Consider the following 20,541-nt stretch of genomic DNA (forward strand, 5'->3'; position numbering starts at 1 on the left):
AGATGTGTATAAGAGACAGGCCCAGCCCCGCTTCAACCCCGGCTAGCACGTCCCCCAAACCCGAAGAGTCCCCGGCAACCAGTGCTCCCACAGCCACCCCGGCTGCCACGGATACCGCTACTCCTACCGAAATTCCACCGGGTAGCAATATCCTGCTGCCCAAACCCCCTGGCTTGCAGGAGCAACCGGGCAATATCGTTGACTTTGGCACAGAACCATCGCCACCCGAGGTCGCTAAACCATTACGGTTAGAAATCCAACTCAGTAAACGTCAGGTGACGCTGTACGAAGGGGAAGGGGTGGTGAAACGCTACCCGATCGCCGTTGGTCGTCCTGGCTGGGAAACCCCCAAAGGTAAGTTTCGAGTTGAGCAAATGTTCAAAAATCCGATCTGGGTCAGTCCTCTGCAAAAAGGGGTGACGATTCCAGGGGGCGATCCGGATAACCCCTTAGGTCGCCACTGGATTGGCTTCTGGACAGATGGCAAAAACTGGATTGGGTTTCATGGCACTCCGAATCCGCGATCGGTCGGCACTGCCGCTTCCCACGGCTGCATTCGCATGTACAACAAAGATATTGAAGATTTATTTCATCGAGTTAGCCTGGGGGTTGAAGTGACGGTGATTGATTGAGGGAGATCGGCGCGAGTTAGGCGCTGAGCAAAGAAAATCTGAGAGATGGTTAAGGAATCGTGATGAATTCATGGGGTAGGAGCGTTATTATCAACGAAGAACTCCCTCGCCAGGCTGTGTCGAATCTGTCCTGGGCAATCTTGTGATTCCACCCCTGCCGTCTTATTTACTTGTGTCTGCGGATTTTGGTCCCATTTTGGGAGACATTCGAGTTGACGTGATCGTTCTGCTGTTGATGTTGCTGCTATCCGCCTTTTTCTCGGGCTCGGAAACAACAATTACAGCATTAGATAACCTCAAACTCCAAGCCTTAATCAAGGAACAGGGAGATCCCGATCGCCTGTTTACCCTGGTACTCCACCAGCGACGACGATTTATTACCACCCTGCTGGTCGGTAATACGCTAGTCAATAACTTTTCTGCCATTCTCACCAGTAATCTATTTAGCCTCTGGCTGGGCAACCAGGCGATCGGGATTGCCACCTTTGCGATTACGTTTCTCACCCTCACCTTTGGGGAGATCGTGCCAAAATCGCTCGCCATCAATAACGTCATGCCAATCTTCCGGTTGGTCGTGCGCCCCATCTACTGGTTATCTCGGCTGCTGTCGGTTTTAGGAATTATCTGGCTGTTTGAAAAAATTACCCAATCTGCGATCCAAACCTTTCAGGGAGGCGTGGTTCAGGAAAGTGAATCCGTCAAAGATTTACAACTGATGATCGAAATTTTGGGAGGTAAAGGGCAGCTCGACCTGGACAAACACAAGCTACTCAACAAAGCGTTGATGTTAGATCAACTCAATGCCAGAGATGTAGTCAAGCCCCGCATTGATATGCGTACTATCTCCCACGAAGCCACTCTGCAAGATCTCGTCGATCTCTGTCTGGAAACAGGATATTCTCGTATCCCGGTGCAGGAAGAGTCCAAGGATGAGATTGTTGGGATTGTGCATCTGAAGCGAGTATTGCAGCAATTGAGCTATTTACGCAAAGAAGGACGCAGCAACGGATTAGTCACCGAAGTGATGGATGCCCCAGTCTATGTCCCCGATACCAAACGAGTTGCCGACCTGCTTAAAGAAATGCTGCAACGACGGCTGCATATTGCGATCGTGGTCGATGAATATGGCGGCACTGTCGGTTTAGTGACCCTTGAGGACATTTTGGAAGAACTCGTTGGTGAAATTTATGATGAGAGTGACTATCCCAGTCGCATTGCCCGAGGACTGACCAGTGTAGGTCGGGAACGCTCAGGACGAAGGTAAAAAATAACCAACGTTTACGCGCCAGTCCAGCGCTGGCACCCCTGTAAGCCTAGCTGCGGCTGCTGATGGTAAGCTTCCGTTGCCATCCAAACACTCAGGCTGCGATCGGCAGCCACTTGATAGAGATATCCAACATCACCATTAAACTTAGAGCCAACCCGCAGGTTAGAAAAATCATCCTCACAAAACTCAAACCCTAAGCGAACCACGATCTGAGCCACTAAGCAGTCGGGCGTATCATTGTATTCGCCAGAGGTTTCCCGTTCTTCCCAAAACTTTTCTAAAAACGGTTTGAGGATCGGCAGCATCTTCTCGGGTGTGCCACGCCGACTGGCATAAATGATCGCTGGATTGCCCTCGACAAGAATGTGACAAGAATGAGCCATATTCAATATGAAGGGGTGCATTCGTTTGCACCCCTAGACTAAAGTATTTCAGGTGATTGGACTAAATATTTTTCTCGCTGAACTCACGAGACATGTAATCAAACGGTTGGTCAACGTAGGATGGGTCAATGCCAGCGGCTGCCACCTTCTCTTTGACAATCTCCTTCATGATTTGGATGCCATAGACCGTAGGACCGATCGGTACCCCCAGGGAATTATAGGTTTCCCGCAAGCCTTCTAGCACTCGCTCGTCTAAGACATCGGTATCTCCAGCCACCAGCGCATAGCTGGCATAGCGGAGATAGTAGTCCATGTCTCTTAAGCAAGCCGCATAGCGACGGGTGGTATAGGCATAGCCACCGGGACGGATCAGTTCTGGCTGTTCCTCAAATAATTGCAGCCCTGCCTGCTTCACAATCTCCGCCGCATTAGAATTGATAATGGCAGCCGCTTGTACGCGTGCCATTCCAGAATTGAAATAGGACTTGAGCCGGTCCATCGCATCCCGATCGAGATAGCGTCCGGTGATGTCGTAGTTTCTAATCAGGGTCGTTACTGCATCCCGCATTGAAGTCTTCTCCCAATCTCCTCGATAATCTTGTTTTTATGTAAAGAAATGGATCTGGTTAGCGTTGACCTGCTTGACAGCGGATATTCCACACTCACACAGGAGTTTGGACAGCACTACAGATAAATCCTGCTAGGGACACTGAACGAACACGCGACGCTGACCCACACCAGGCTAACTCTGTCCCTTTGCTTCAAACCAAATCCCCAGAAGTTAAACCCTTCTGCTGTGATTGATCGTCAGTTTACCATGATGCGATCGCCCAATCGTGCGTCCTTCGCGCCAGTTCACCAGGAGATTTTTCATAGGATGACGATTCGCCTCGACAAGATTCCTAAAATCCTGAAACCCAGTCGTCATGCTTAATCAAAGTTTAAGTCTGAACCGCTAGAAAGATTTTGTATCAAAAAATACAATTTATCCGAACACCTGTCTTTAGGATGATTCAGATGCAGTAGCACTTTTGACCTGGAAGCAACGGTCTGAGGATAGCAAACTTCCCCACGATCGGCGGTAACAGGTTAACCGTGGCAGGGCAATTTACTGGAGTGGATCTGTCCTGGCTGCAAGGTGGGCAATTGGGTTGATGAATATTTAGGTCAGCGTCAACGTCAGCGAAATCTGTGCAGTTGAGTCCTGAGTTCCCCACTCTGCAACTGAACTCTTTTGCACCCACAACAATTGAGGCACTGGTTTCCAGATTGTTTCAACTGTTTATCTTCTATTTCTGACACTTAGACAGAGTACATCAAGGTAAGGAGTCATTCATGACAACCCCGCAGGAAATCCTGGAATGGATTAAGCGCGACAACATTCAGATGATTGATCTGAAATTCATCGACACCCCCGGCATCTGGCAGCACCTGACGCTGTTTCACGACCAGATTGATGAAAGCAGCTTTACGGATGGTGTGCCCTTTGATGGTTCCAGCATTCGCGGTTGGAAATCGATCAACGAGTCGGACATGGCGATGGTGCCCGATCCCAACACAGCCTGGATCGATCCCTTCATGGCAGAGCCAACTCTCAGCCTGATTTGCAGCATTCAGGAGCCCCGGACTGGGCAACCCTACAGCCGCGACCCCCGCTCGATCGCCCAAAAAGCGGTTGATTACCTCAGAGCGACGGGTCTAGGGGATACTGCCTTTTTTGGACCAGAAGCAGAATTTTTCATCTTTGATGATGTCCGGTATGACCAAACCCAAAACTCCGGTTACTACTATGTAGACAGTAAGGAAGGGGTCTGGAACTCGGGTCGGACAGAAGAAGGTGGGAATCTGGGCAATAAGCCGCGCAACAAAGAAGGCTACTTCCCGGTCGCCCCCACCGACACCTTCCAGGATATGCGGACGGAAATGCTGCTGACGATGGCGAAGTGCGGTGTGCCGATCGAGAAGCATCACCATGAAGTGGCAACGGGCGGTCAGTGCGAACTCGGTTTTCGGTTTGCGGAACTGATCACCGCCGCCGATTACTTGATGACTTACAAATATTGCATCAAGAACGTCGCTTATAAGTATGGCAAGACCGTCACCTTCATGCCGAAGCCAATCTTTGGTGATAATGGGACGGGGATGCACTGCCACCAGTCGATTTGGAAAGAAGGACAGCCCACCTTCTTTGGCAATGAGTATGCCAACCTGAGCAAGATGGCGCTGCACTACATCGGTGGTCTGCTGAAGCACGCCCCTTCCTTGCTGGCGTTTACCAACCCCTCGACTAACTCCTACAAGCGCTTGGTGCCAGGATTTGAAGCGCCCGTGAACCTGGCGTACTCGCAAGGCAACCGATCGGCATCGGTACGGATTCCGCTCACGGGCAGCAATCCCAAGGCGAAGCGGTTAGAATTCCGTTGCCCTGACCCCTCCTGTAACCCCTACCTGGCGTTTGCCGCTATGCTCTGTGCCGGGATCGATGGCATCAAGAACGAAATTGATCCCGGTGAGCCGCTGGATGTGGACATCTACGAACTCACACCGGAAGAACTGGCGAAAGTGCCATCTACCCCTGGTTCACTGATGGATGCCCTGAAGAATCTGGAGAAGGATCACGAATTCCTCACCGCCGGTGGTGTGTTCACGGAAGACTTTATCGAAAGCTGGATCAGCTACAAACTCGATCGCGAAGTCATCCCCATGAGCATCCGTCCTCACCCCTACGAATTCGCGCTTTACTACGACGTGTAATCTCGTTAGTGAGTTAATTAAAACAACCACCTGATAGCTAAACCAGGTGGTTGTTTTTTTGCATTTATCCAAAAAAATTAATATCACGTTATTTGCTTTTCATAATGAATGTGGGCGATGACGATAAAGTAAACCTGGTATAAAAGCAAGCAAATTCTCTCATTTCAGTAGCAGTTTTACCTGACTAGATAGAATTTTCCACTGATTTTATTAATAGTTAGAAACTCAGTCTTTCAGTAGAGTTACCAGGACGATCGCCTGTGAAAAACTACGCTAGGATGAGGATAGTTCTTTACAAAACGCAATATTAAAGTCATGACAGTAGCTTATCCTCGCAAGCTGCAAAATTCTCTAGGTGCCCTAGGTGCGCGTGAGGTGATGAGTCAGGTGATCCGAGATCGGGAGATTCACCTGATCACGCTGAATCGCTATCGCTTCAGTGAGCAGCGCAGTTGCAAAGATTTGACTGATTTGATCGAGTTATTAAATGGTGAACCGGCGGACCTGATTCGGGATCTGTCTCGCCATATTGCCGATGAAGCCCGTCATGCCATGTGGCTCACCGATCTGTTGGTAGACTTGGGAGCGAAAGTAGGCACACCTCCAGGGACGTTATATATCGAAGAGTTCGAGCGGTTACTGGATGGCGAATCCCATGATCCGGCTACCGATCTGGATGATTTTCTGATTGCGACACTGGCGGCAATTAATGTCACCGAAAAGCGCGGCTGTGAGTATTTTTCGGGTCACATCTATGCGCTGAAACAAGCACCGCAAACTGAGGAAAATGTGCGAATTCGGGAAACGATCGAACGAATTTTCCCCGAAGAAGCTGCCCATGTCCGTTGGGGCAATCGTTGGCTGGGTCAACTAGCGGCTAAAAGCCCCGAGCATCGCCGCAAGGTGGAAATTGCCAAACAACGCTATGCCGCGATCGAGCAAGCCGCCTTTGAATCAGGTATGGACATCACCCTCGGTGCCGAACTGCGCCGGGTGAGTAAACTGCTCGATATTGCCAACACCATGCCGTTGTGGGAGCGGACGCAATACTTAATGGAGCGGTTGCCCCAAACCCTGCTGGCTCCTGACCTACAAATGACCCGGATTGACGTGGCTCAACGCGCCTGGAATCGTGATCCGCAGGCATTTATGGAGAAGTTTGTTCCCATGTTTTTGTCGGGATTGAATCGAAAGCCGGGACAACGGGAGAAGTCTGCTAGTTAGGCATCGGCATCAGATGAGGGGATAGGGCAGACGGGGAGGATAGGGCAGTTCTGCTTTCTTCCTCTGCCCCAACTCTGAACATGAAGAAAATCTCCATTCTCGGTTGCCATTGTCGTAATTAGCGATAACGTAGACTCAGAACGCTATCAGAGACGGAACTGTTATGACGATCGCGCAACCTGATCTGGGAACTGCTTCATCCTCGGACATGATGAATGGATTAACGGAAGCTGCCACCGCTACCAATCCGATCGAGGTGATTGAAACAGTCATCGATAGTTTGGATAGCAATGACACAGCAATGGTGACGCAGAGCGAGGGCGGACACATCTGGAAGTTTTGCTATGGTACGGTCGAAGTCTTTGTGCAGTTAACCGGATTGACCAGTGATGACACCCTAACGGTTTGGTCTACGGTGCTGAAGTTGCCTGCCAAAGATGAACCCGGCTTAATGCGGAAGCTATTAGAAATGAATTGGGCAGACACCCTGGAAGCCCGGTTTGGCATTATGGAAAATCAGGTTGTGGTCGTATTCAGTCGAATCTTAGCTGAACTGTCTCCGGGTGAAATTTCCCGTGCGATTACGATCGTGGCGACCCTGGCAGACGATAATGATGAGGCTCTCCAAAGTCAGTACGGGGCATAACGTTCGCGGTTAAAAATCTTCAGTATGCAGGTCTGGCGCTATATTCCGCCCCTGGTGGCATCGGGAAAATTGCAGATGGCGCTGGATACCTGGCTATTTGAGCAACATGTTCAAGGTCAGCAGCTCCCCATTCTGCGATTCTATACCTGGGAGCCTGCCGCCATTTCCCTGGGCTACCATCAACGGCAATGGTCAGAATCTTGGCAGGATTTGGTGTGGCAGGGGCAGGCGATCGATCTCGTCCGGCGACCCACCGGAGGACGAGCGGTATTACATCAAGGGGATTTAACCTACGCCGTAATCATGTCTGGTTTACCGGGCAACCGGATGCAGGCATACCAACAGATTTGTGAGTTTTTGATTCAAGGTTGGCGATCGCTCGGCGTAGACCTATATTACGGTCAGGCAGGACGCGGCTATATTCATAATCCCAATTGCTTTGGTACGGCGACCACCGCCGATTTAGTCATGACAGATGGCAGGAAGTTGATTGGGAGTGCCCAACTGCGTCGGGGTGACACTGTTCTGCAACATGGCTCCATTCGCCTGTCCCCCGATCCGGAGTTATTCCGCCAGGTTTTTGCCGTTGAACCAGAATTTCCTCAGCTTCCAGCAGCGTTGGTAGGTGAGGATTTGCTAACAATGACGATCGCCGCCCTCAGACAAGCGGCTCAATCCTGCTTTAAAGCTGACTTGCAAGTGCAACCCTTATCAGAGCCGGAATGGCTGGCGGTCAAGACCATTGCCAGCCAATTAACGTCGTGAGGCTGGCAGAGCTTCAGCGGCGGCTTGGGCGATCGCACCGAGATTAAAGCCCTGCGGGTAGCTACCACTATCTTTAATTTGCTTAATCACCACATCCGGCACCAGCATATTCAGTTTGGTGGCTAACGCTCGCACGACATCCCCGCGATCGATCACCCCCGAAACCGCCCCTGCTGGGGACAACACGGACAGCAAGCGTAATTCTTGGGATTCCATTTTCTGAATCACATCAACTAACGGGGTCGCTTCCTCAACCGTCGGAATGGTCGTCAGAGGCTGAATAATTTTGTGGAGAGGTTGATAGTCCCATTCACTCCGCTCGATAAACCGCATATCATCGGTCATCACCATGCCGCGATAGCGACCATCCGAAGCCGCGAAGTAGACCGTGGGACGGTTTACCTCCAACAAATAGTCGTCTGCAAAGCGGCGTAAGGTCATCTCTGCATCCACCACTCGGAATTCGCGGGTCATGGCATCGTTGGCTTTAAGTGCCAATAGAGCCTCTTGAATCGTGGTGATGCGATCGTAGGAACTCGCATTTTGCCAAACGAACCACCCTAAGAAGGCAATCCAGATGCCGCCTCGACCTAATAAAACTGTTAACCCCAGAATAATGGCTAGCAAGCCTAGTGTTTTTCCAGCTTGAGCCGCCCAATGCACCCCTTTCAAGCGACTGCCTGTGGCTTTCCAGACCGCCGCTTTCAGAATTTGTCCGCCATCCAGGGGTAATCCCGGCAGGAGATTAAATAGAGCGAGGGCTAGGTTAATCCGCGCCAATTCCGTCGCCAGATACATTGCCGCTGGAGTAATCGTGGCAGGAAGCAAGTATGCCAGCACACTGACACTACCAAACAACAGCAGGCTCACCGCCGGTCCCGCGATCGCCACTTGAAACGCCTGCCCCGGAGTTTTTGATTCCTGGTCGATCGAGGCAATACCCCCAAACAAAAACAGGGTAATGGAATTCACCTTAATCCCCTGGGATTTGGCGACTAAGCTATGTCCCAGTTCATGTAATAACACTGACAACAACAGCAAAAATGCCATCAGAAACCCGGTAGCATACGCCGTTGTCGCCCCCCATTCCTGTTCTTTTCCGGCTCCGATCGGCAGTGCAATTAGCACTAGAAAGATAAACCAGGAAAGATCAAGAAATAGCGGAATTCCAAATAATGATCCAACCCGCCAACCTGACTGCATAATACATGTCCTCAGTCCTTTCTCTAGGATAAAGGATGCTTCGGTCAGGGATCTGTCTGACTTGAGCAGGGTTTTCCGAACTCGACCATCAACCGTCAGGAATGATTATGGTCGTTCCCTGATCATTATTGACTACCCAAGACTGACTACCACCGGAATAAGGACACTTTGATTTTAGGCAGCTTGTCGCGAATGTCTTGAATATTCCAGCCCGTCAACCGCGCCAGGGTTTGGGCTTCCTGTTCAAAGCGGCGGGGCAACGATCGCTGATACTCGCGGGCTCTGGGACAGGTCATAGTTCCCGTAAACGGATGGCGTAGGACATAACGCCCCTGAAAGGGTTGCTGATTATTGGTTTCCTGAAACATCAGGTCTTCGGGAAATGTTCGGCGTGTATAGCGGACATGCAGCCGCGTAATGTAAACGTTTGCCACGGGTGGACGGAAGCGGACTCCACCGGGCGATCGTCCAGCAGGAGGTCTACCGGGTTGCTCAGACTGATCTAACCAAAATACACCTGCCGCTTTCAGTTCCTCAGGAGTCAGGGGGTCGGCCGCACAGGGATCACAGTTGCCCATATTCCAGAAATATTCCAGAAAGGCAACATTTTTACCTTCCCGCACATAGGACGTTTGGAACATCGATTTGTAGAAATCGCTAAACTCGTTTTTGACAAATACTGGAATTTCAGCATCCGAGGGCACTTTCACCGTCCGGTAATTAGTGACTTCGGCTTGCCCATTCGGAGTCAGCAAATAAACAATCAAATCCTGCTCGTTCTGAGCATTCACCATCCCTAGTCGAATCGGCAACATAAAGCGCGGCGATTCATAGGTCATCTGTAACGGTCGCAGATTTTGATACCCCGATTTAGCTTGCTCATCCAAGTTCACCTTAGCCACAAAAAACTTCATATTCTGCCGAATATACGGTCGCAATAAGTCCTTCGCGCCTTTGGGAATCTTGTACCCATTTTGATGCAGCCAGGTTTCCAACCCTCCCGATTCCTTCGCACTCAGAATCAGAATGTCATATTCCCCAACTGTAAATTTGGCTTCGATCGTCACTCCCAGATCCCGCCGCTCCTCCGATCGCGCTCGGCTCCCGGCTCCCATTGTCATCCCTGGCATTGCCCTGGATGGGAAAGCATCATAGGCAGGACTACACGGATCGGGATCAAAATATTCGACTAACCGGGGGGCACTAAAGGCATCCAAATGTGCCATGACATTGGGATTACCGACCTGCACCTGTTCTTTTTGCAGCACCACCGGCACAGGCACGACGATCGCGAAATCCTTCACCTCTCCCTGGTAATCATTTGCCATCGTTAACACTGTTTTATTACCACTGCGAGCGATTGCCACTTGCGAAGCCTGGTTATATAACTTGGCATCTGCCTTAGCGACATAAAACCCACAAAAAGCCCACGCGTTGGGAGCCAGAATCAAACAGGCAATCCAGGTGATGACTAGAACAATCAGAATCCGCAGTGATTTCATAGGGATGAATGATAGAAAACAGCGATTGCACAGCAACGGGACAGATCGATCGCCATCTGCCCCGATTCGATATGGGCAAGATATCCCGGGTGAGTTAGCGATCGTTCCTACGACCAGAACCGATTCACCGCGCTCCAAAGCTGCTCCCACCAGGAACTTGCTACGGGAATCCGAGGTAATTTTTTGCGAATATCTTGCACATTCCAGCCCGTCAGCCGCGCTAAGGTTTGGGCTTCTTGCTCAAAGCGGCGGGGTAGCGATCGCACATAGTCCCGCCCAGCCGGACACTCGGCTTTGCCCGTAAACGGATGCCGCAAAATGTAACGACCCTGGAACGACGCTTGATTGTTAGTTTCCTGGAAAGTTAGATCCTCAGGGAACTTGTCGCGGGTATAGCGAACATGCAACCGAGTAATGTAGACATTCGATGACACAGGAAAGGGGCGGGGTGGCGCGATCGGCACCGGAGCCGGACGACTAACTGATGGCGCACCCGGAGCCGGATCGGGGACTGGGGTAGGGGGTGGCACGACAGGAAATGGATTGGCAGGCGTTGCCCCACGGGGTTGGGGGTAATCGAGCCAAAACACTCCCGCTTCCCGTAGTTCTTCGGGATTAAGAGGATCGGTAGAGCAAGGATCGCAGTTGGCCATATTCCAGAAATATTCCAGAAATGCCACATTCCGACCTTCCTGGGTATAGGCAGTCTGGAACATATCTTTATAGAAGTTATTAAAGGCAGTTTTGACAAATACCGGAATTTCAGCATCCGTCGGTACTTTCACAGTTCGGTAGTTGGTGACTTCAGCTTGCCCATTGGCAGACAGGACGTAGACCAGCAAATCCTGAGCCTTTTGAGCATTCACCATCCCCAGGCGGATCGGCAACATGAACCGGGGCGACTCATAGCTAATCTGGATCGGGCGTAAGTTCTGGAAGCCCGTTTTATCAAACTCCTGCAAGTTCACCTTTGCCACAAAGAACTTGAGTTTCTGGCGAATGTAGGGCTTCAGCAGATCTCTTGCTCCTTTCGGAATTTTGTAGCCATTCTGTACCAACCAGGTTTCCAAGCCATCGGATTCCTTCGCACTCAGGATCAGAATGTCATACTCCCCGACCGTAAATTGTTCTTCGATCGTTACCCCTAACGCCTCATTGCTGACCTTAGAGGCAGGCGCAGGAGCCGCCGCAGGCATGGGGGCTCGTTGCATTAACATATCGCCCTCTAGATACGGTGGGGGACAGGGATCGGGATCGAAGTATTCCACTAATCGAGGCGCACTAAAGGCATCCAACCGCTCAATCACTTTAGGATTGGCAATCCGTACCTGTTCCTGTTTCAGCACGACGGGAACAGGAACCACGATCGCGAAGTCTTTCACTTCTCCCTGGTAATCATTCGCCATCGTCAAAATGGTTCTATTGCCATTGTGAGCGATCGCTACCTGAGAAGCCTGGTTATATAACTTGGCATCGGCTTTTGCCACATAAAATCCACAGAATGCCCAGGCTTTAGGCGCAATGAGGAAACAGGCGCAACAGGCAAGGAAAACGGCAATTAGAATTCGTAGAGGTTTGATCATAGTGATTTCTAGAAATTAGTTCTCAGTAATTAACGTCGGGTTCGTTGTAGCGGGTGGCTGCCAGGTAAAGCGGGGCGCTTGCCAGATTGCGTCCAGGATCACAATCAACGGAGTTAAGACAAACAACGCCCATAGCACTGCCGTTGAGATAAATTGCTGATTGCGTAGCCAAAAGGTGAGGATCGCGATCGCGATCGCCCACACCAGTCGCCCCATCCGAGCGTTCGGAATACTGCGGGGGTCGGTGATCATAAACAGGGCAAACAACAGCAGCGAGCCACTCATTAACCGATGCGCCCAAACATCCCACGTCCAGCCCAACCAGAGATTCCGGGCGGCTTCTAACAGGGCATAGCTGCCGAGAAAGGCAACGGTGGTATCCCAGCGTCCAACCTTTTGCAGGACTAAACCGCCGCATCCTAGAAACAGCAAGACAAACCAACCACTTTCGCCCCATTGACCCGGAGACACCCAGGCATCATTCGTCAGCAACAACGCCACAATCATGCCGAAGTTAGCTGGATTGAAGATATGTTTAGTATGCACCCGCAGCAAAAACTTACTCAGGATTGCCGCTACTCCCGCCAGGATCATGGTGCTGTAGTGATCGGCCCGCAGGAGCAAACTGAGTCCGAGGGCGGTGATCAGGGCGCTGGGAAGGGAGGAGGTGATGAGGAGATAGGGAGATAAGGGAGATGGGGTAGGTGAGGCAGAGGGAGGAGGAAAGAGTTTGTTACTTAATAAGTGTTGACTGAGGAGGGTGGCGATCGCTTGGGTGGTCAGGCAGGTGGCGATCGTCACGAGCAGCATTCCCGGTCGTAGAGTCCAGTCGCGGGTGGCTACGCCTAAGAGGAGAAATAGGGACAGGAACGCAATCTGGTAGGTTCGGGCATCCTTAATCAGCATGGGCAGCCTACCTCTGTAGAAAAACTCGGTTAGCTGCCAGTATGCCTTGCTTAAAACCCCGATGGGAGAACTGTTACAGTTTAGGTAACAAGGAATTCTATGCTTGCCAAGCTCGTTCAGCAGTCCAGTGACGATCGGAGGATTGATATACCTGCACATCTAGCAGCCCGACAGCATCAAAGAGATCCTGAATTTCTTCCAATCGAAAAGCTGCACAGAGGGAATCGTGGAATAGTTGGCGCTGATGGGGGTTGTACTCCGGTCCAATCGCCGCCACCAATTGATCAACCGTTACCTCATCCTGGGGGCGCAATAAATCTCGTAATAGAATGCCACCGTTGGGCTTGAGTACCCGCTTCAGTTCTTGCAGAAAGGGTAATGGGTCGGGTAAATGATGAATGATGCTGTTGGAGATGACCGCATCAAACTGGCGATCGGGATACGGTAACTGTTTGGCATCGACGCATTCCAGGGTGATTTGTGCCTGCAATCCTGCCTGGTTGACGTTCTCCTGCCCAAGCTTCAGCATATTTTTCGATAGATCAATGCCAATGATCTGCCACTGGGGACAGCGTTGGGCAATCATAATTGGAATTCGTGCCGTACCAGTCCCCGCATCTAACACTAATCCAGCGGCTAATCCCAGAGCGATCGCGCGATCGGTAAACGCCGTATTTACCTCGACAAAATCCATCGCATCGTATTCGACGGCTTCTTCCCAGGTATCCATCACCTCGGGTTCTAAGACTCGTTGCATACCCACCCCACTCTGACTCTCGCTACAATATGCCTCTGAGTTAGAGCATAGCAAGCCAATGCAAAACCGTATTCCACCCCAACCTGGTCAAGAGTCTGTCTGGGATTATCCCCGTCCACCCCGCCTAGAAGATGTCAACAAACGGATTCAAATTGTGTTTAATGGCGTGACGATCGCCGATACTGTGCGAGCCAAACGCGTCCTGGAAACCAGCCATCCGCCGGTCTACTACCTGCCACCGGAAGATATTCAGATGGAATATCTCATTGCTTCACCGCGATCGACCTATTGCGAATGGAAAGGACAGGGTGCCTATTACACCGTCGCCGTGGGTGACAAACGGGCGGAAAATGTCGCCTGGTACTATCCCACCCCGACTCCCGCCTTTGCCTCGATCGAAAACTATGTTGCCTTCTATGCGGCTCCAATGGATGCTTGCTACGTCGATGGCGAGTTAGTAGAACCCCAACCGGGTAACTTTTACGGCGGCTGGATTACGAAGGATATTGTGGGACCGTTTAAGGGGAGTGCGGGGACGTGGGGGTGGTAGTTGAGGGAGATGGGGGAGATGGGGAGATAGGGAAGATGGGGACGATTGCCTATCGACGGGTGGTGGATTTGAGCCATCGCATTCATCCGGGGATTCCCTTGTGGCAAGGCGATCCGGCAGTAGAGTTTGCAGCGGTAGCCGAGATTTCGTCTGAGGGGTACTATCTGCGGCGGTTTGCGATCGGTGAACACAGTGGCACTCATATAAATGCGCCCAGAAGCTTTTTTGCCGATGGCATGGGCATTGATGGGTATACTGCCGAGTCGCTCGTTGTACCTGCTGTGGTGATTGATGGGCGATCGCTAGTGGCTACCAATCCCGATTACTGCCTGACGATCGCGGATGTCCTCAATTGGGAAACTCAATATGGCAAAATTCCCGCCGGAAGTGTGGTGCTGTTCTACACCGGATGGCAGGAGAAATGGTCTGATCCCACCCTGTTTATGAACTGGGATGTAGACGGAAATGCTCACTTCCCTGGCTTTAGTGCTGCGGCAACTCACTTTTTGCTGGCAGACCGAGCGATCGCAGGTGTCGGCATTGATACCCACGGAGTTGATCCAGCTAGTGATCCCACTTTTGCCACTAATCGAGCGGTGTTAGCCCAAGCCGGAATCGTGTTGGAAAATTTAACCAATCTGGATCAATTGCCGCCTGTAGGAACGACACTGGCGATCGGGATTCTACGCTTACAAGGTGGTTCTGGTTCACCTGTTTCTGTACTGGCTTTTATCCTATAGAGGGGATTGCCTTGTAATGATCCCCCTTTAAAGAGCTATAAAAAGCTACGGTGTACACAAATCTCCTCAACGACCTCAAGATCCTGCATTTTGCCCCCCTAGCCCCCCAATTCTGGGGGGAACTCAGGATTCAAAGTCCCCCAGAATTGGGGGATTTAGGGGGCGCAGAGAACTCAAACGAAGTCCGGCTCGACTTGTGTGTACACCGTAGCCAATCCTGGGGGAACCAAGATTCAAAGTCCCCCAAAATTGGGGAATTTAGGGGGCGTAGAGTAGACAGATGAAGTCCGACTTGACTTGTGTGTACGCGGTAGCCTTGTTAAGGAGGATCAAAGGCTGTCAAAGCCCACCCTAATGCTCAGCCGGAACCGTCGCCGATGCCTGGGCTTGCACCATTTTCACAGGATTTTGTTCCCGTTGTTGGATGAACGCATACAGGCGATTCAAGGCATTGATGTAAGCTTGAGCCGAGGCGACGATAATATCTGTATTGGCAGAATGTCCGGCAAAGATCCGGTCATCATACCGCAAGCGAATGGTCACTTCCCCGATCGCGTCAATTCCAGCCGTCACCGATTGCACCGAGAATTCGATCAACTGGTTGGGGACATTAACGACGCGATTAATCGCCTTGTACACCGCATCCACTGGTCCTGTACCCGTTGCCGCATCGGTTAGGTCATTGCCGTCGGGAGTCCGCAGAGTCACGGTCGCCGTCGGACAGGCATGATCGCCACAGGACACCTGCACTAACTCCAACTTGAACAAGTCAGGAGCCTGTTGGATTTCGTCATTGACGATCGCTTCCAGGTCGCGATCGGTGATTTCCTTCTTCTTGTCTGCCAGTTCCTTGAAACGGACAAAAGCTTTATTCAGATCTTGCTCTGACAACTCAAAGCCCAATTCCTTCAAGCGCGACCGAAAGGCATTCCGACCGGACAGTTTGCCCAAGACAATCTGGTTATCGGTTAACCCAATCGATTGGGCATCCATAATTTCGTAGGTGCGCTTGTTTTTCAGCACTCCATCCTGGTGAATCCCCGATTCATGGGCAAAGGCATTCGCCCCGACGATCGCCTTATTCGGTTGCACCAACATGCCGGTCAGATTTGAGACTAACCGTGAAGTTTTGTAAATATGGCGCGTATCGATATTGGTCAAGGGGGCTTCCGACTCTACCGGACGACCCAGGAAGGGATTAAAGTATTGCCGCCGCACATGCAATGCCATCACCAATTCTTCCAGAGCCGCATTCCCCGCCCGTTCGCCAATCCCGTTAATCGTGCATTCCAGTTGCCGCGCCCCATTTTTAATCGCTTCCAGGAAGTTGGCAACAGCTAAACCGAGGTCGTTATGACCATGCACAGAGATGATCGCCCGATCGATATTCGGCACATTCTGCTTAATTCCACCGATCAACGCCCCAAATTCCGATGGCGTTGTATAACCCACCGTATCGGGAATGTTGATTGTGGTCGCACCCGCATCAATCACCCGTTCCAACACTTGATAGAGAAATTCTGGATCGCTGCGTCCGGCATCTTCCGGCGAAAACTCCACATCCTGCACAAACGATCGGGCATGAGCCACCATTTCTGGCGCAATCTCTAACACTTCCTGCCGAGTTTTCTTCAGCTTGTACTCCAAGTGAATATCCGACGTAGCAATAAAGGTGTGAATCCGAGCATGAGCCGCAGGTTTGAGGGCTGCTGCTGCCGCTTCAATATCCTTACGAGCCGCCCGCGCTAACCCACAAATCGTGGGACCACCTTCTACCCCTACCGCTTCAGCAATCTTCTGCACCGCTTCAAAGTCCCCAGGGCTGGAAAACGGAAAGCCAGCTTCAATCACATCAACGCCTAGTCGTGCCAGTTGCCGAGCGATCGTCAGTTTCTCGTCCACATTTAGAGTGGCTCCGGGAGACTGTTCACCGTCACGCAACGTGGTATCGAAAATAATAATTCGGTCTTGACTAGGTTGGCTGTTCATACCGTTGATGTCATGGAATAAGAAAAGTTGACAATACCTAATATTCTAGTGCCCAGAGCGCGTGAACCCACAAGCACCAACTGGGTGAACTCATATCCATTATGAGAAAGTGCTGACCCAATTCAGCTTAAAAATCTGTTTTCTCAATATCTTTACGAATATCGTTGAGATCAATATAACGATCGGTGGCATTGCGTAACTCTCTAGCAATCATGCCTTCGGTAGAAACTACTGTAATGTGGGTATTCTTAGACCGGAGTAGTTCGATCGCTCGCTCAAAATCACCATCGCCACTGAATAACACGACGCGATCGTATTGCTCGACCGTATTAAACATATCCACCACAATTTCAATATCTAAATTCGCTTTTTGGGAATAACGTCCCGAATTATCGTCGTAATACTCTTTCAGAACCTTAGTTCTCACGGTATACCCTAAGCTAATCAACGCATCCCGAAACCCCCGTTGATCCTGGGGATCTTTGAGTCCGGTATACCAAAACGCATTCACCAGCACCACTTCTGGATCGCTCGTGAAATACTCTAGAACGCGTTTAGGGTCAAAAAACCAACCGTTTTTTTGCTGAGCATAGAACATATTGTTCCCGTCTACAAAAATAGACAGACGGTTCATGGAATACTGCATAGAAGTTTAAGACCTAATAAATGCAAATTAATTGGATAACCAATTGTAACAACTGGGTTTGAACTAGCTGACCATCATGCTACTTCAGCCCACGCGATCGTGAGCAGGTTCATGGATGAGAACCCGTAGAGTAGCCACAACCGACCGCCGCTTCAGCAGTAACCGGGACAGGATCAAAATCGGTTTAATCAATGTCAATCAGCTAAAATGCCGCAAAATCAGCGGTTGAGATTATGGTTAACTATCAATACAAATGGGGAAGCAGGTTTAACTGTAGAAATAAACTCCTGACAATTGTCAGGCTATAACTGCCATCCATTATTGCAAATAATTACAAAATCTTGCTCTCAGAGATTGCGTCTGACATCAACGCCTCTGTAATGATGGGGTGGCAACGAGCATTGCCATCCTGCGATCGATTCGGTTCTAACGGCTGCACATTTGAGCATTTTTGGTTAGGCTCTTAGGAGAAATGCGTCCAGGGCAAAGGTGATTCACGCTCCTGGTGCAGTTGGGTGCTCGATCGCTATCGTCCTGTTCTATTGCCTGCCTATGCCTGCCGAAAAGCCGTCATCGCCCCCAACCGAAACCCTAGCCGCTAGTTACACTCCAACCAAAAACAGCGATTGGAAGTCTCGTCTTCCTAAATTCCCCCACTGGAAACAACAGTTCGGGATCTCCCGGTGGGGACATCTGCTGGCAGGGATGTCAGCGCTGGCGGCGGCAGTCCTGACGGCAAGTAATTCGACTCTGAGCCAGTTTTTAGAGCGTCAAACTCATACTTTATTCTTTACAGTACGCGGTGATCTTGCTCCTCCCAGCAATATCGTGATTCTGGCGATCGACCAAAATTCCCTTGATCAGGGCACTGAGGTTTATCCGACCGATCCTCAGAAATACGCTTACCTGGAACCGTTACGCACCTCTCCCCCCCGGCGCTCTGCCTATGCGATCGCGATCGAACGGGTGATGGCGGCGGGAGCCAAAGCCGTGGCAGTAGATGTGGTTATGGATGGGGTAAGCAATTATCCAGAGGACGATCGCCAACTCCAGCAGGCATTAACACAATCTGCCGGACGAGTAACGCTCGCGGCTCAATTTGAGATTGCTCAGTTACCGCAAGGCGATCTGATTCAACTGGTTTCACCCCGTCCGTTTTTTTCATCCCAACAGTTAATTGGGTTTACTAACTATCCGCTTGACCCCATCAGTCGCAAGATTCATTTACTTAGCAGCGTTTACCCCAAGTTAGAAGTTGCTGCCTACCAACAGGCCCAGCAACCCGAGTTAGCCGAACAGTTCCTCAAACTCAGCGCTGAAACGCCATCCTTTCCCGCCTCTGCCTTACAAGCCGCCCAACTCACCTTTCCGCCCCCCCAGGGGGAATACATCTTTTTCTATGGCCAACCAGGCAACTTTCAGCATATTCCAATCTGGTATGTGTTAGACCCCAGAACCTGGCAGGTAGAGTTAGACAAAGGCACATTTAAGGACAAAATCGTCTTAATTGGGGCAACGGCAACCAGTTTTCGGGATATTTTTCCAACTCCAGTGGGCGAAATGGCCGGGATCGAAATTCATGCCAATGCGATCGCGACTTTGATGGAGAATCGGGCGATCGTAGAAGCCGTACCTGATTTACTCCAACGCGGTCTGCTGGTTCTGGTGATTGGGGTGACGGCTGGCTATCTCTCCAGTCGGCAGAGGCTGCCCCTCCGACGGTTTGCCGTCACTGTCGGTATTGCTGGAGTGTGGCTCAGTTTGGGTTATCTCGCCTTCACCTATGGGTTAGTCGCGGTTCCCGTCGCGGTTCCGGCGATCGCCATGATCTGTACGGGAACATCCTACTTAATTGTGGGTTCCATGAGTGAGCAATTGCAAAAGCGCAAACTACAAGCGACCCTTCAGCCCTATGCTGCCTCTCCCCTGGTACAAGAGATTGTCAGCCAAATTGATGATGAAGACCTGCGCCACCTTCTGACCGAACCTAAACTGATTATCGTTGGACGTAAGCTTAAAGGTCGCTATCAGGTACTGGAGGAGCTAGGCTCCGGAGGGTTTGGTAAAACCTACATTGCCGAAGATCGCGATCTGCCTCACCATCCCAGGTGCGTTGTCAAACAACTCAAACCCGCGAGTAATAATCCCAAACTGTTTGCCTATGCCAGACAACTGTTTGAGCGTGAAGCCAAAACCTTAGCCGCTTTAGGGCAACACAATCAAATTCCAGAACTACTGGCTTACTTTGACGAAGACCAGGAATTTTATCTGGTTCAGGAGTTCATCGAAGGGCTATCGTTAGACCAGGAAATTTCTGTGGGCAAGCGTCTCCCCGAAATTGCGGTCGTTGCGTTACTCAAAGAACTATTGCAGATTCTCGAGTTCGTCCATAGCCAACGGGTGATTCATCGGGACATCAAGCCTAGCAATATTATTCGCCGACAAGCGGATAGCAAGTTAGTCCTGATTGACTTTGGTGCTGTCAAAGAAGCCCGTCAACCAACAGAACACATGACGGATACTGCCTTTACGATCGGGATTGGTACCGATGGCTTCATGCCTGCCGAGCAGAGTGGTGGCAATCCCCAACCCAGTAGCGATATTTATGCCGTGGGCATGGTGGCGATCGAAGCTCTGACCGGACTACCACCCAAACAGCGCAAACTCTTACAAGACCCCGAATCGGGTGAAATTCTCTGGCAGGGCTATGCCCAACATGTCAGTCAGTCACTCACCAATATTCTCTGTAAAATGGTGCGGTATGATTTCCGCCAACGCTATCAGTCCGCCACCGAGGTATTACAGGACTTAAAGCGCCTACCTACCTACGAAATAGACGGATTACTCGGCATTAACCTGCTACCTCACCCAGCAACAGAACAGGATCTAGAAAGCGATACCGAAACCCAGCTCTGGCCCCACACCTCCGGGAATATTCCTGATCTGCCGCCGACGGAATCGCCTGATCTGCCCCCCACTAATTTGTCTTAATCG

Annotated in this window: 19 protein-coding genes; 10 read left to right on the plus strand and 9 right to left on the minus strand. The window is 50.8% G+C overall.

Annotated elements, in window-relative coordinates:
* Both ACN4EK_RS28750 and ACN4EK_RS28755 read left to right on the plus strand, forming a co-directional pair.
* On the plus strand, positions 1-632 hold a 632-nt coding region (locus ACN4EK_RS28750; protein ID WP_431661866.1), incomplete at its 5' end, for a L,D-transpeptidase.
* Positions 633-804: 172 nt separating this feature from the next.
* Positions 805-1,896, plus strand: coding sequence for a hemolysin family protein (locus ACN4EK_RS28755; RefSeq protein ID WP_431661867.1), 1,092 nt, complete (start codon positions 805-807; stop codon positions 1,894-1,896).
* A gap of 14 nt (positions 1,897-1,910) precedes the next feature.
* On the opposite strand, the gene ACN4EK_RS28760 is transcribed toward ACN4EK_RS28755, so the two are convergent.
* Together ACN4EK_RS28760 and apcB are read right to left on the minus strand one after the other, a co-directional pair.
* Positions 1,911-2,282, minus strand: coding sequence for a histidine kinase (locus ACN4EK_RS28760; protein WP_431661868.1), 372 nt, complete (start codon positions 2,280-2,282; stop codon positions 1,911-1,913).
* Positions 2,283-2,343: 61 nt separating this feature from the next.
* The gene (apcB, locus tag ACN4EK_RS28765) at positions 2,344-2,850 is read right to left on the minus strand and encodes an allophycocyanin subunit beta (protein ID WP_431661869.1); all 507 of its coding nucleotides are present in this window, start codon (positions 2,848-2,850) and stop codon (positions 2,344-2,346) included.
* A 228-nt stretch (positions 2,851-3,078) separates the two neighbouring features.
* Between apcB and ACN4EK_RS28770 the strand changes: the two genes are divergently transcribed.
* The 5 genes from ACN4EK_RS28770 to ACN4EK_RS28790 all read left to right on the plus strand — a co-directional run bounded on the left by ACN4EK_RS28770 (position 3,079) and on the right by ACN4EK_RS28790 (position 7,671).
* Positions 3,079-3,216 carry a hypothetical protein gene (locus ACN4EK_RS28770; protein ID WP_431661870.1) on the plus strand — a complete coding sequence of 46 codons (138 nt, stop codon included), beginning with the start codon at positions 3,079-3,081 and terminating at the stop codon, positions 3,214-3,216.
* A gap of 401 nt (positions 3,217-3,617) precedes the next feature.
* Positions 3,618-5,036 (plus strand): type I glutamate--ammonia ligase, encoded by a 1,419-nt coding sequence (gene glnA / locus ACN4EK_RS28775; RefSeq protein ID WP_431661871.1) that lies wholly within the window; start codon positions 3,618-3,620, stop codon positions 5,034-5,036.
* Between the two features lie 315 nt (positions 5,037-5,351).
* Positions 5,352-6,260: a ferritin-like domain-containing protein gene (locus ACN4EK_RS28780; RefSeq protein ID WP_431661872.1), complete on the plus strand. Its 909-nt coding sequence runs from the start codon at positions 5,352-5,354 to the stop codon at positions 6,258-6,260.
* 163 nt (positions 6,261-6,423) lie between these two features.
* On the plus strand, positions 6,424-6,906 hold the full coding sequence (locus ACN4EK_RS28785; RefSeq protein WP_431661873.1) for a YbjN domain-containing protein: 483 nt from the start codon (positions 6,424-6,426) through the stop codon (positions 6,904-6,906).
* A gap of 24 nt (positions 6,907-6,930) precedes the next feature.
* Complete coding sequence (locus ACN4EK_RS28790; RefSeq protein ID WP_431661874.1) at positions 6,931-7,671, plus strand: lipoate--protein ligase family protein; 741 nt, start codon at positions 6,931-6,933, stop codon at positions 7,669-7,671.
* On the opposite strand, the gene ACN4EK_RS28795 is transcribed toward ACN4EK_RS28790, so the two are convergent.
* The 5 genes from ACN4EK_RS28795 to ACN4EK_RS28815 form a co-directional block, all read right to left on the minus strand.
* Entirely contained in the window at positions 7,660-8,874 is a 1,215-nt protein-coding gene (locus ACN4EK_RS28795; protein WP_431661875.1) for a site-2 protease family protein, read from the minus strand. The genes ACN4EK_RS28790 and ACN4EK_RS28795 overlap by 12 nt on opposite strands.
* 146 nt (positions 8,875-9,020) lie before the next feature.
* A complete protein-coding gene (locus ACN4EK_RS28800; RefSeq protein WP_431661876.1) occupies positions 9,021-10,376 on the minus strand; it encodes a DUF2330 domain-containing protein in 1,356 nt (451 codons plus the stop codon).
* A gap of 107 nt (positions 10,377-10,483) precedes the next feature.
* Positions 10,484-11,959, minus strand: a complete 1,476-nt coding sequence (locus ACN4EK_RS28805; RefSeq protein ID WP_431661877.1) for a DUF2330 domain-containing protein — start codon at positions 11,957-11,959, stop codon at positions 10,484-10,486.
* A 15-nt stretch (positions 11,960-11,974) separates the two neighbouring features.
* Positions 11,975-12,865 carry an RnfABCDGE type electron transport complex subunit D gene (locus ACN4EK_RS28810; RefSeq protein ID WP_431661878.1) on the minus strand — a complete coding sequence of 297 codons (891 nt, stop codon included), beginning with the start codon at positions 12,863-12,865 and terminating at the stop codon, positions 11,975-11,977.
* A 97-nt stretch (positions 12,866-12,962) separates the two neighbouring features.
* Positions 12,963-13,622 (minus strand): class I SAM-dependent methyltransferase, encoded by a 660-nt coding sequence (locus tag ACN4EK_RS28815; protein ID WP_431661879.1) that lies wholly within the window; start codon positions 13,620-13,622, stop codon positions 12,963-12,965.
* Positions 13,623-13,680: 58 nt separating this feature from the next.
* On the opposite strand from ACN4EK_RS28815, the gene ACN4EK_RS28820 reads away from it, so the two are divergent.
* Positions 13,681-14,172 carry a DUF427 domain-containing protein gene (locus ACN4EK_RS28820; protein WP_431661880.1) on the plus strand — a complete coding sequence of 164 codons (492 nt, stop codon included), beginning with the start codon at positions 13,681-13,683 and terminating at the stop codon, positions 14,170-14,172.
* Positions 14,173-14,207: 35 nt separating this feature from the next.
* Entirely contained in the window at positions 14,208-14,912 is a 705-nt protein-coding gene (locus ACN4EK_RS28825) for a cyclase family protein (protein WP_431661881.1), read from the plus strand.
* A gap of 351 nt (positions 14,913-15,263) precedes the next feature.
* On the opposite strand, the gene ACN4EK_RS28830 is transcribed toward ACN4EK_RS28825, so the two are convergent.
* Together ACN4EK_RS28830 and ACN4EK_RS28835 are read right to left on the minus strand one after the other, a co-directional pair.
* Entirely contained in the window at positions 15,264-16,901 is a 1,638-nt protein-coding gene (locus ACN4EK_RS28830) for a 2-isopropylmalate synthase (protein WP_431661882.1), read from the minus strand.
* A 127-nt stretch (positions 16,902-17,028) separates the two neighbouring features.
* On the minus strand, positions 17,029-17,535 hold the full coding sequence (locus tag ACN4EK_RS28835; RefSeq protein WP_431661883.1) for a LabA-like NYN domain-containing protein: 507 nt from the start codon (positions 17,533-17,535) through the stop codon (positions 17,029-17,031).
* A gap of 564 nt (positions 17,536-18,099) precedes the next feature.
* Between ACN4EK_RS28835 and ACN4EK_RS28840 the strand changes: the two genes are divergently transcribed.
* Complete coding sequence (locus tag ACN4EK_RS28840; protein ID WP_431661884.1) at positions 18,100-20,538, plus strand: CHASE2 domain-containing protein; 2,439 nt, start codon at positions 18,100-18,102, stop codon at positions 20,536-20,538.
* Positions 20,539-20,541: the final 3 nt, after the last annotated feature.

It is taken from the genome of Pantanalinema rosaneae CENA516 (assembly GCF_050753385.1).
In the GTDB taxonomy this organism is placed as follows: domain Bacteria; phylum Cyanobacteriota; class Cyanobacteriia; order Leptolyngbyales; family Leptolyngbyaceae; genus Pantanalinema; species Pantanalinema rosaneae.